The organism is Flavobacterium daemonense (genome assembly GCF_007341385.1).
Taxonomy (GTDB): Bacteria; Bacteroidota; Bacteroidia; order Flavobacteriales; family Flavobacteriaceae; genus Flavobacterium; species Flavobacterium daemonense.
Map to the genome: position 1 here is coordinate 402940 of NZ_VJYD01000002.1, position 12536 is coordinate 415475.

Genomic DNA, 12536 nt, shown 5'->3' on the forward strand with positions numbered 1-12536 from the left:
TTTACAAATTTTATAAATATATTCTTTCTAAAATTCTAAAAGGTATCATTGTGTTTCTAAATTTAACATTTTAGGAGAGAGGATTTTTGTTAATGATTGATTCAAAATTTAATAACAATTAAGAAATTCTATAAAAGTACTTTTGGTAAGCATATTCTAACCTGACCAACATGAAACACTTTTACTTTTTAATTTTATTATTTTGTATAAATTCTTTTGCAAATGAATCTTTTGATAGTTACATTTTAAAAAAGGAGGGAACCAAAATTAGCATTAATCCAAGTTTTTTTAGAATTGATTCTAATGAAAAATTTGTCTTTTATAAATTAGAGAATTCTGATGTTGAGAAGAAGATCAGTTTCAAAGATTTTGACTATATATTAATTGGAAAGATTAAGTTTAAAACTTTTAAGCTTAACAATTCAAAGGAAATAAATGGTTATTTTATTTTGTGTGAAACAGCTTCCAAATCACTTATTGTATCATCATCTTCTGATGAAGAAAGTGAGACAATGCATTATGTTTTTTATATAATAGATCAAGATACAAAAGTAGTTGACAATCTTGAATTTGATAATCTTAAAAAAACGAAATCAGCTGAAATACGGGCTGATATTTTTTTAAAAATTCAATTCTATTTTAAAGATTGTAATGCATTAATGGATAGGCTTTATTCCTTTGATAAAGATTCTGCTCAAAACTCTAATTTAAATATTTTAGGGTTTTTTGATTCGCCCGTATATATTGAATGCTTATAAAAAAAGCTCCCAATTTTTGGAGCTTTTTTTTTATTTGATATTTAAAAAATAAAATATTTCTTTAGAGGATTTTTTTTGTTAATTTTTATTCTATTTTTGGTTTCAAATTAACCAAAAACAAAAACCTATGAAAAGAATACTTTTTAGTATTGCCTTATTTTCTTCTATTTATTTATCTGCGCAAACTGTGATTATTGATGAAAAGATAGAGGAAAATAATTATCCTATCAGTTTTGAATACCTGCCCAATGCCGAAAAGTTCGTTATGTATCGTGGCGAAAGGATTAAGATGACTGCATCTTATTTAGCTACTAATGCCTCAGCTTATGATTCAAATGGAAAAAAGGAGACTTTATTTGAAAATCAAGAATTGTTTAGTTGTTCTTATTCCATAACTGAAAAATCTTTTATGGCTTATGATATTGAAAAGTCAATTTGGACTCCCTATTATAAAATCTTTGCTAATAACAAAGTTGCTGAGATAAATCCAGATGACCGAAAAGAAATGAATTTTTCTTTTTTTTCAACTTATTTTGATGGTGTTTCGCATTCTAAAAATAATGGTGAATCAAATAATATAGATGGAGCGTTCAATGATTTGTATGTTTTAGGTTTTTCAAATCAAAAGAATAAAGGAAAAGTGAACTTAAAAAAAGATGATATTTTTTTAGATGTTTTAGAATTAGGGACAGGTTCTAGAAAAAGGTTTCCAGTAGAAAAGCCAGATTTGACTTTATTAGAAGGTGATTCTTTTGCTAAAACTAGCATGGATGTTACGTTTCGATGTAAACTAAATGGAAACGAAAATTTCGATTTAATTACCAAATCAGTATCTAAAGATTTTAAAACAGTTGTTGTATACAAGACAACTTATAACTTTGAGGGCAAAAAAATAAAAACGATTCCGTTTATTTTAAAACTTAGTGATAAATTCTTTGTTACATCAGACAACGATGGAGGACCTGAAGAACAGGAGCAATCGAGTGTAAATCTTGATAATTTGAGTATTAATAATTATTTAGAAGACAGAAAAACTGGAGATTTATATATATATGGTATTTTCAGTGATGAATTTCCTAATAAGATTGGTGATAGAATTCATCCAAATGGATTTTATGTTTTTAAATTTGATAAGGAAGGGAATAAAGTTTGGGAATCAATTAATAAAATTGATGGGAAAGATTTCTTTGAAAAAATTAGGTATGATGCGACGCTGAAAGTTAGTTTAGCAGAATACAATAAAAATCTCGTTTTTCAAGTTTATGTTAATTCTTTTACAGAATTTACGAACGCGGCGATTGTAGACAAATCAAATGGGTCAATATTAAAAAGTAGTTTTTTAGAATATAATAATAACACGTCTCATGAAAAGTTGCATACTTTTATTAGTTATACTTACGATTACGTTGGAGATTTAAGAAAAAAATCATTTTCTCAAAAGTCTTTTGCGGCTATAATTTTAAATGAAAATTTGTTTAAGTATTTAAAAAGTATTCCAGAAGGTGATGATAGATTGCATTTTACAACCATGTTTACCGATCAAGGAATTTGGTTAGTTGAAACTGACAATAAGAAATATTATAAAGTTCTTTTATTTAAATAATAAAAAGCTCCCAAAATTGGGAGCTTTTTTGTTTTTATAAAGTAGCGATAGCTTTCTGAATTCTAGAAATAGTTTCTTCTTTTCCGATGATTTCAACAATGTCAAATAGGTGAGGACCTTTTAGCGCTCCAACCAAACTCAAACGGAAAGGTTGCATTACTTTACCCATTCCTATTTCGTTTTTAGTCAACCAATCTTTTACAATTGCTTCAATATTAACTGAATCAAAACCATCAATATATTCAAGAGTCGAAATCAATTCTTGCATTAAAGCCGGAGTTTCTTCTTTCCAGTTTTTACTTGCTTTTTCATCATAAGATGTTGGTGCCTGGAAAAAGAAATCGGTTAAATCCCAAAAATCTGAAACGAAATTTGCTCTTTCTTTAATCAATGAAACAATACGTGTTGTCACTTCGAGCGGAGTTGAGAAGCCTTTTTCTTCTAAAATAGGAGAGAAGTCTTTCGCTAAATCGGCATCATTTTGTTTGATTAAATATTGATGATTGAACCATTTGTTTTTCTCTGGATCAAATTTTGCTCCCGCTTTATGAACTCGATTCAAGTCAAAAGCTTCTACTAATTCTTCTAAAGAAAATAATTCTTTATCTGTTCCGTCGTTCCAACCTAGCAAAGCAAGGAAGTTTACAACAGCTTCTGGAAAAAATCCTTTTTCTCTATAGCCAGATGAAACGCCTTCTTCCGTTTTCCATTCTAATGGAAACACTGGAAATCCTAATTTGTCACCATCTCTTTTAGATAATTTTCCGTTTCCAACAGGTTTCAAAATCAAAGGTAAATGTGCAAATTCCGGAGCATCCCAACCAAAAGCTCTGTATAATAAAACGTGAAGAGGCATCGACGGCAACCATTCTTCACCACGAATTACATGTGAAGTTTCCATCAAATGATCATCAACAATATTGGCTAAGTGATAGGTTGGCATTCCGTCACTTTTAAAAAGAACTTTATCATCAAGCAAGTTCGTTTCAAACTTAACATCACCACGAATGATATCTTTTAAATGCAAAGTTTCGTTAACCGGAGTTTTAAAACGAATCACATAATGTTCTCCATTTGCAATTCTTTTAGCCGTTTCTTCAGCAGAAATTACCAAAGATGTATCTAACTTTTCACGATTATGGTGATTATAAATAAATGTTTTTCCTTCTGCTTCATGTTGTTTTCTATGTGCATCAAGTGCTTCAGGAGTATCAAAAGCATAATAAGCCCAACCCGAATTGATCAATTGATCTGCATATTTTTGGTATAAATCTTTACGATCACTTTGTCTGTATGGACCAAATTTTTCATTTTTTCCAACAGTTTCTTCAGGAGAAATTCCCAACCATTCCAGTGCTTCCATAATATATTCTTCAGCACCTGGAACAAAACGTGTTTGATCTGTATCTTCGATTCTTAGATAAAAAACACCGTTATGTTTTTTTGCAAATAAATAATTAAATAGGGCAGTACGAACTCCGCCAATATGTAATGGTCCAGTCGGACTTGGTGCAAAACGCACGCGAACTTGCTTTGACATTTGTATAAATTTTGATGCAAAGATACGTTTTATGATTTTAGATTTTAGATTGTTGATTTCAGATTTTGTAATCTTAGAACCTTAGCGTCTTAGTAACTTAGAATCTTAAAAAGGTATTATTATAATTAGTACTTTTATGGGTTATAATTAAAAGAGATTTTATTTTGAGAACATCATCTGCAATATATCAGAAGTTAGAAGGATTTATAAAGAAATATTATATGAATGAATTGATAAAAGGAGCGCTTCTTTTTATTGGTTTTGGCTTGTTATATTTTTTATTTACGCTTTTCGTTGAGTATTTCCTTTGGTTGAAACCAGCTGGAAGGACACTTTTATTTTGGATATTTATTGCAGTAGAAGTTTTTCTGTTGTTTCGTTTTATATTGTTTCCAATTTTCAAGTTGTTCAAACTTCAAAAGGGAATTGACTATAATCAAGCTTCGGCAATTATTGGAAATCATTTTACAGAAGTAAGTGATAAACTGACGAACTTTTTACAGCTTTCTTCTAATGAAAATACAGCCGAAAGTTCAGAATTAATGTTGGCTTCAATTGAACAAAAAGCAAATTCATTGCAACCAATTCCGTTTGGAAATGCAATCAATTTTAAATCAAACAAAAAATATTTGCCATTAGCATTGATTCCTGTGTTGTTATTTGCAGTCTTTTTTGTTTCTGGAAATAGTAATATAATTTCGCAAAGTTTTAATAGAGTAGTGCATTTCAATTCTGCTTTTTTACCACCAGCACCTTTCAAATTTGTGGTTCTAAATGACAATCTTCAAACAGAACAAAATAAAGATTTTATTGTAAAAGTCGAAACTGAAGGAAACGTTGTTCCAGAAAATGTGATGATTCATATTGGGAGCGAAAGTTACTTTATGGAATCTTCTCAAGCTGGAAAGTTCGAATTCAAGATTGAAAAGCCAACTTCAGATATGCAGTTTTCATTCGAAGGAAATTCAGTTTCATCAAATGAATATGAATTAAAAGTTATTACAGTTCCATCGATTGCCAACTTCGAAATGGTTTTGAGTTTTCCATCTTACCTAAAAAAGAAATCAGAAACGATTCAAGGAACTGGAAATGCAATCGTACCAGAAGGAACAAATGTGACTTGGAGAATGAAAACGCAGTCAACTCAAGAGGTAGTTTGGAAAGATGAAAATTCAGTTTTGAAGTTTAATAAGGCAGAAAATGAGTTTAAACTAGCTAAAAATATTAATCAAAATACAGAATATCAAATTCTTACTTCGAATAATAAGGTTAAAAACTACGAGAAATTAGACTATCAGTTATCCGTTATTAAAGATCAGCATCCAACAATCTCAGTTTCTCCAGCTCCAGATAGTTTAAAGTTAGATAAGAATTATATTTTAGGAAGACTAGGAGATGACTATGGTCTGTCAAAATTACAAATTGTATTTTACGAACATGGGAAACCACAAACTGCGAAACGCGGAATCATTCCTGTAAAGCAAGCTGTCTTTGATCAGTTTGTTTTTAACTTTCCAAGTAATCTTCCAGTAGAGGAAGGAGTATCATATGAATACTATTTTGAGGTTTTTGATAACGATGCATTGCATGGATTCAAGAGTACAAAATCTTCTACATTTTCAGATCGAGTTGCGACAACAGATGAAATTCATGATGCCGAATTACAACAACAAAATGCCAATATTAATAGTTTATCTAAATCATTAAAGAATCAAGAAAAACAATTTTCTGATATGGATAAACTAAAAAATACAGGAAAAGAAAAAGATAATTTAGAGTTTAAAGATCAGCAAAAAGTAAATGATTTTATCAAACGTCAGAAACAAGAGGACGAAACGATGAAACAGTTTGCTGAAAAAATGAACAAGAATTTAGACAAATATAATACCGACAAGAAAGATAAAACTGCAGAAGATTTACAAAAGCGTTTGGATAATGCTGAGAAAGATTTAGAAAAGAATCAGAAATTGATGGAGGAGTTGAAGAATTTGAACGACAAATTAAACAGTGAAGAGCTGTTTGATAAGATGGATAAATTCAAACAAATCAGTAAAAACCAATCTCGTAATTTAGAACAATTAGTTGAGTTGACCAAGCGTTTTTATGTAGAAAAGAAAGCAGAACAAGTTGCTGAGAAATTAAATAAGTTGGCAGAAAAGCAAGAAGAGCTTTCTAATAAAGACAATGAAAATACAAAAGAAAAGCAAGACGATATCAATAAATCATTTGATAAAATTCAGGAAGATCTTAAAGATTTGAAGGATGAGAACAACACTTTAAAATCTCCTTTGGATATTCCGAAAGACGCCTCAAAAGAAAAAGATGTAGAGAATGATTTGAACAAAGCTTCGGAAGAATTAAGCAAAAAGAATACTTCTTCGGCTAAGCCAAAACAGAAAAGTGCTTCAAAGAAAATGAAGTCAATGGCAGAGCAAATGAGTTCAAGTATGGAAGGTGGAGAGCAAGAACAATTGGAAGAAGATGTTGCGATGCTTCGTCAGATTCTGGATAATCTTTTAGCTTTTTCATTGTCGCAAGAAGATGTGATGAAACAATTTAAATCGATGAAATTAGGTTCTTCAGCTTATACGAAGAATATAAAAATTCAGCAGAATTTAAAACAACAGTTCAAACATGTTGATGATAGTCTGTTTGCGTTGTCTCTTAGAAATCCAAAAGTTGCTGAAGATGTAACCAAAGAAATTGGAAACGTACAATATAATATGGATAAAGCAATTGAAGTTTTAACCGATGTTCAAATTCCAAAAGGAGTTTCTCATCAGCAATACGCGGTTTCATCTGCAAACAAATTAGCTGATTTTTTAAGTGACCTTTTGAATAATATGCAAATGTCAATGGCGAATCCTGGAGCAGGAAAACCAAAACAAGGAGACGGACAAGGAATGCAATTGCCAGATATTATTCAAAAACAAAAAGGGCTTGCCGATAAAATGAAGGACGGAATGAAGCAAGGTGACAAAGCCGGAACTGGTCAACAAGGAAAAACAAGTGAAGGAAAACCAAGTCAAGATGGTCAGCAAGGTAAAGACGGAAATGGAAAAGATGGCAAAGGTGGACAAGGTAAAAATGGTCAAGGAAGTAAAGACGGTGGAAAAGATAAAAATGGAAATGAAGGAGAAGATGGTGAAGGCGATGCTGAAAAGATAATGGAGATTTATAAAGAGCAGGTAAAACTTCGTGAAGCTTTGCAGAATGAATTGGCAAAAAAAGGATTAGATACACAAGGCAAATCTGTAATCGATCAAATGAAAAATTCAGAAAAGCAGATTTTAAATAAAGGTTTTAAGAATGAGAACCTACAGAGAATTTTAAATATTCAGCAAGAATTATTAAAATTAAACAATGCAGTTCAAGAACAAGGTCAAGATAACAAGCGTCAATCTGAAACAAATAAAGCTGAATTTTCTAATCGTGCAAATGCTTTACCAAGTTCATTAACTGATTATTTAAACAGCGTAGAGATTTTAAACAGACAATCACTACCTTTGCGCTCGAATTTTAATCAAAAGGTTCAAGAATATTTTAATACAAAATGATAAATTTTAATTACGAAACCGAATTTTCTCTGGACAACGAACAAGCTTATACTGATTGGTTGAGCGCAGTTATTGTTTCTGAAAAGAAGAATGAAGGAGAAATAAATTATATTTTCTGTGATGATGAATACTTACATAAAATAAATGTAGAGTATTTAAACCACGACACACTAACTGATATTATTAGTTTTGATTATACAGTTGGCAATGAATTAAACGGGGATATTTTTGTTTCTGTAGAAAGAGTAGTAGATAACGCAAAAGATTTTAATGTTTCTTTTGAAGAAGAATTGAAACGTGTACTTGCTCACGGTATATTACATTACTGTGGATATAAAGATAAAAGTGATGCGGATGCTGAAGTTATGCGTTCAAAAGAAGATGAAAAAATTGCGATGTTTCACGTGGAACAGTAGAGAGTTTGTTTCATGTTTAAATTGTTTCATGTTTCAAGTTATTGGTGTAATTGTAAATTTTTAAAAGTTGTTCCACGTGAAACGTTTGTCCGTAGGAAGTATTTTTTAAAAGTGTTTCACGTGGAACATAAAAAAAATGATTTAGACTTGATGTGTTTCACGTGGAACACGTGAAATTTATTCTGAAGTTTTTTAATGTAAAATGTTTCACGTGAAACATTGAATATTTGATTTAGAAAGAAGTTATATATGTTCCACGTGGAACTTTTCAAGTTTAGTTGTGAAACTTGAAACTTGAAACTTGAAACAAAATAAAACCGTTCCACGTGGAACAAAAGAAAAATAAAGTTAATTCTGAGAGCTGCCTTAAACGGTTTCCAGAGAATAATAAAACAAAATGTTTTTAGAAGAATACGATGTTATTGTAGTTGGTGCAGGTCATGCTGGATCTGAAGCCGCGGCAGCGGCCGCAAATTTAGGATCCAAAACTTTATTGGTTACAATGAGTTTGCAGAACATTGCCCAGATGTCTTGTAATCCTGCAATGGGAGGAATTGCAAAAGGACAAATTGTTCGTGAGATCGATGCGCTTGGTGGATACTCCGGAATTGTTTCAGACCGAACTGCGATTCAGTTCAAAATGCTGAATAAATCAAAAGGGCCAGCGATGTGGTCGCCAAGAGTTCAAAGTGACCGAATGCGTTTTGCAGAGGAATGGAGAATGATGTTGGAGGGAACTCCGAATTTAGATTTTTACCAAGAAATGGTAAAGGGTCTGATTATCGAGAATGGAAAGATAAAAGGAATTAGAACTTCGCTTGGAATTGAAATTCGATCTAAATCGGTTGTGTTGACAAACGGAACTTTTTTGAACGGACTAATTCATATTGGAGAAAAACAATTCGGTGGAGGAAGAGCAGGCGAAAGTGCTGCTACCGGAATTACCGAAGATTTAGTGAAAGCCGGATTCGAAGCTGGAAGAATGAAAACAGGAACGCCACCACGAGTTGATGGACGTTCTTTGGATTATTCGAAAATGAATGAAGAAAAAGGAGATGCAAAGCCGGATAAGTTTTCTTATTCGGATTTGACGGCTCCGTTAACGCATCAGCGTTCTTGTCACATGACATACACGTCGCTGGACGTTCATGATATTTTGAGATCTGGTTTTGATCGTTCGCCAATGTTCAACGGAAGAATAAAAAGTATAGGTCCGAGATATTGTCCGTCGATAGAAGATAAGATTAATCGTTTTGCAGATAAAGAGCGTCACCAGCTTTTTGTTGAACCAGAAGGATGGAAAACTTGCGAAGTATATGTAAACGGATTTTCAACTTCACTTCCAGAAGATATTCAATTTAAAGCTTTGCGTACAGTTGCCGGTTTTGAAAATGTAAAATTTCTTCGTCCAGGTTACGCGATCGAATATGACTATTTTCCGCCAACCCAATTGAAACATACTTTGGAAACGAAGTTGGTTGAAGGTTTATATTTTGCCGGACAGATTAATGGAACAACAGGATATGAAGAAGCAGCTTCGCAAGGTTTGATGGCCGGAATAAATGCGCATTTAAAAGTGCACGAAAAAGCGCCGTTAATTTTGAAACGTGATGAAGCATATATTGGAGTTTTGATCGACGACTTGATTACGAAAGGAACGGAAGAACCATATCGTATGTTTACATCAAGAGCAGAATATAGAACATTGTTGCGACAAGATAATGCCGATTTCAGATTGACACCAATGTCATACGAAATCGGTTTGGCTTCTGAAGCAAGAATGAGAAGAATGGAGCACAAACTAAACGAGTCTGAAAAGATGGTTTCTTTTTTTAGAGAAACTAGTGTAACGGTTGCTGAGACAAATCCAATTTTGGAAGCCAAAGAATCGGCACTAATTTCTCAAGGCGATAAAATGTTTAAAGTTTTTTCTCGCCCACAGATTGAATTGGAGGATATGTTGAAATTTGAAAAAGTGGAAGCTTATATCAAAGAAAATAATCTTGATGAAGAAATTGTTGAGCAAGCTGTAATTCAAGTAAAATATTCTGGCTATATCGAAAAGGAGAGAAATAACGCGGATAAACTAAATCGTTTAGAAGAAGTGAAAATTCCGGAGAATTTCGATTACAACAAAATCAAATCGATGTCGATTGAAGCAAAACAAAAATTGAGCAAAATTCGTCCTGTAACAATTTCTCAAGCTTCAAGAATTAGCGGAGTTTCACCAAGTGATATTTCCGTGCTTTTGATTTATATGGGAAGGTGAAAAAATTTCAAGTTTCAGGTTTCACGTTTTTGAGGAACCTGAAATTTTGTTTTTATTTGTTTTTCGTTCCACGTGAAACTTAAAACCTAAAACAAAGAAAACCTGAAACAAAAATAAATTGTTCCACGTGAAACTTTTTTTAAAGTAGTGCGTTGGATTATTTTGAAATAAAATATTCAAAATAGTAGAGATGGACAGTTGTCCATCTTTTTACAATTTGATCGAAAATAATAAAATAAATGTTCAGATGAATTTTTGTTCAATTCTGAATAAATTCAAACCCGAATTCTATTAAATAACTATTAATTAAAAAATGGACGTTTTAAACAAAAAACATTTTCTTACTGTAAAAGACCATTCTGTTTCGAAAGAAATTTTCGAATTATATCATGATGAAAATTTGGATATGCTGATAACTTCTCCGCAACCAGATTTAGAAAATTTAGGAAGATATTACGAAAGCGAAGATTATATTTCACACACAGATAATAAGCGTTCTGTTTTTGAAAAAGCATATCACTTTGTAAAAAGTATAGCTTTAAAAAATAAACTGAATTTAATTAATTCAGAACAATCTCAAAAAGGAAAAATTTTAGACATTGGTGCTGGAACTGGTGATTTTTTATTGACAGCAAAAAATGATGGCTGGAATGTAATTGGAATCGAACCAAGCGACCGTGCAAAAAATATTGCGAAACAAAAAGGAATTTCGTTTGTTGAAGAAATGAGCGAATTAGAAAATAATTCTTTTGACGTAATTACCATGTGGCACGTTTTGGAACACGTTCCAAATTTAGAACTTCAAATTCAAGAATTGAAGCGATTGCTTAAGCCAACTGGAACATTAATTGTTGCGGTTCCAAATTTCAAATCATTCGACGCAAAACATTATGGTGAATTTTGGGCAGCGTTTGATGTGCCAATTCACTTTTGGCATTTTTCAAAAAAAGCGATTCAACTTCTTTTTGAAAAAGTTGATATGAAATTAGAAAAAGTACTTCCAATGAAATTTGATTCATTTTATGTGAGCCTTCTTTCTGAAAAATACAAAACCGGAAAAATGAATTTTATAAAAGCATTTTTTATCGGATTGCGATCAAATTTAAAAGCATCATCAACAAAAGAGTATTCGTCGCACATTTATGTGCTAAAAAACAAGTAAAACGCAAAATAAGCGCGTTTCCGGCATTTTCTTGGGTAAAATAAGGGTTTGTGTTGTCTTTTTTAAGAACACACCTTAAACAAAAGCTATGGAAGTCACTTTTAATAGTGATATTTTATAGCTTTTTTTTCATCCATAAAGAAAACTAATAGCTTAAAATTGTTGTTTTTTTTCGGTTTTTAGCTGTGATTTTTCTGCTTTCGAAATTTGAATATTTGTGAAGAAAAATTTTTGCGAATTTTCATTTTTTAATCATTTTCATCTTTGGAAAAGAAAAATGGAAATTTTTAAAAAGTGAATTTTTACATCTCGATTTTGGCAGCATTTTGATCAAATTTTACAGTATTGCTGAGAAATGAGTTTTCTATGTGTATTTACGGCTAAAAAAAGAAGGAAAAGGTAAAAAGAGACTATTTCCGGCACTTTTTCTTGTAAAATGAGGGTTTGTATCATCTTTTTTAAAAAGATTTCTCCATTAAAAGATATGAGCGTCACTTTTTATAATGATATTTTATAAGATGCTTTTATTCCATAAATAAAAGTAATATCATAAAATTTTAGCATTTTTTAAACTTTATGTTGATGCTATTTATTTTTTTATATTTTTGTCTTTCATACCAATAAAAAAAATAGAAATTTAGAAATGAAAAAAGCATTAGTAATTATCGGACTTTCAATTTTGGCTGTTTCATGCAATCAGACAGCGGAAGTTAAGGAAGTAAAAACAGCTTACGTAGATACTTCAGTTTTAATGAAAGAATACACTGAAGCAAAAGACCTAGAAGCTAAATACAAAGCTCAGGCGGAGGAAAAAGGGAGACAACTACAAGCTGAAATTACTCGTTTTAAACAAGACGCTGCTAATTTTCAAAGCCAAGCGCAGGCTAATGGTCAGCAATGGGCGCAACAAAGAGGAGCTGAATTGCAAAAAAGAGAGCAACAATTGGGTTATGCTCAACAAGCTTTATCACAACAATTACAGCAAGAAAGCAGTGTAGAAATGGACTCGTTGGTAAGCGGTGTTAAAAAATTCATCAAAGATTACGGTAAAAAGAACGGTTACGCATACATTTACGGTACAGGTGATGCTGCATCAATTTTATATGCTGAAGATAAATTTGATATCACAAAAGAAATCATTAAAGAGCTGAACGACAAGTACAAAGCGACTCCAAAAACAGATGCAAAAGCTGAAGCTAAAACTGGAGAAGAAGCTAAAAAATAAAACTAC

General features: G+C 31.6%; 8 protein-coding genes. 7 read left to right on the forward strand and 1 reads right to left on the reverse strand.

The features are described 5' to 3' along the window. Positions 1-170: 170 nt before the first annotated feature. Both FND99_RS04115 and FND99_RS04120 read left to right on the forward strand, forming a co-directional pair. Positions 171-758, forward strand: a complete 588-nt coding sequence (locus tag FND99_RS04115) for a hypothetical protein (RefSeq protein ID WP_144336709.1) — start codon at positions 171-173, stop codon at positions 756-758. Positions 759-945: 187 nt separating this feature from the next. After that, positions 946-2361, forward strand: coding sequence for a hypothetical protein (locus tag FND99_RS04120; protein ID WP_144336710.1), 1416 nt, complete (start codon positions 946-948; stop codon positions 2359-2361). A 34-nt stretch (positions 2362-2395) separates the two neighbouring features. On the opposite strand, the gene gltX is transcribed toward FND99_RS04120, so the two are convergent. After that, entirely contained in the window at positions 2396-3901 is a 1506-nt protein-coding gene (gltX, locus tag FND99_RS04125) for a glutamate--tRNA ligase (protein WP_144336711.1), read from the reverse strand. 221 nt (positions 3902-4122) lie between these two features. Here gltX and FND99_RS04130 point away from each other — a divergent pair, with 221 nt between their 5' ends. From FND99_RS04130 to FND99_RS04150, 5 genes are all read left to right on the forward strand, one after another. Continuing rightward, complete coding sequence (locus FND99_RS04130) at positions 4123-7458, forward strand: coiled-coil domain-containing protein (protein WP_246074166.1); 3336 nt, start codon at positions 4123-4125, stop codon at positions 7456-7458. Next, positions 7455-7874, forward strand: a complete 420-nt coding sequence (gene ybeY / locus FND99_RS04135) for an rRNA maturation RNase YbeY (protein WP_144336713.1) — start codon at positions 7455-7457, stop codon at positions 7872-7874. Before FND99_RS04130 ends, ybeY begins: the two co-directional genes overlap by 4 nt. Positions 7875-8271: 397 nt before the next feature. After that, positions 8272-10143 (forward strand): tRNA uridine-5-carboxymethylaminomethyl(34) synthesis enzyme MnmG, encoded by a 1872-nt coding sequence (gene mnmG / locus FND99_RS04140; protein WP_144336714.1) that lies wholly within the window; start codon positions 8272-8274, stop codon positions 10141-10143. A 313-nt stretch (positions 10144-10456) separates the two neighbouring features. Continuing rightward, on the forward strand, positions 10457-11305 hold the full coding sequence (locus tag FND99_RS04145; protein WP_144336715.1) for a class I SAM-dependent methyltransferase: 849 nt from the start codon (positions 10457-10459) through the stop codon (positions 11303-11305). A gap of 643 nt (positions 11306-11948) precedes the next feature. Beyond that, entirely contained in the window at positions 11949-12530 is a 582-nt protein-coding gene (locus FND99_RS04150) for an OmpH family outer membrane protein (RefSeq protein ID WP_144336716.1), read from the forward strand. Positions 12531-12536 lie beyond the last annotated feature (6 nt).

What these genes read in the sequence shown, in the direction of transcription:
- FND99_RS04145 (WP_144336715.1), top strand. Translation starts at nt 10,457, where the DNA reads ATGGACGTTTTAAACAAAAAACATTTTCTTACTGTAAAAGACCATTCT.
- FND99_RS04115 (WP_144336709.1), top strand. Translation starts at nt 171, where the DNA reads ATGAAACACTTTTACTTTTTAATTTTATTATTTTGTATAAATTCTTTT.
- FND99_RS04130 (WP_246074166.1), top strand. Translation starts at nt 4,123, where the DNA reads ATGAATGAATTGATAAAAGGAGCGCTTCTTTTTATTGGTTTTGGCTTG.
- gltX (WP_144336711.1), bottom strand. Translation starts at nt 3,901, where the DNA reads ATGTCAAAGCAAGTTCGCGTGCGTTTTGCACCAAGTCCGACTGGACCA.
- mnmG (WP_144336714.1), top strand. Translation starts at nt 8,272, where the DNA reads ATGTTTTTAGAAGAATACGATGTTATTGTAGTTGGTGCAGGTCATGCT.
- FND99_RS04150 (WP_144336716.1), top strand. Translation starts at nt 11,949, where the DNA reads ATGAAAAAAGCATTAGTAATTATCGGACTTTCAATTTTGGCTGTTTCA.
- ybeY (WP_144336713.1), top strand. Translation starts at nt 7,455, where the DNA reads ATGATAAATTTTAATTACGAAACCGAATTTTCTCTGGACAACGAACAA.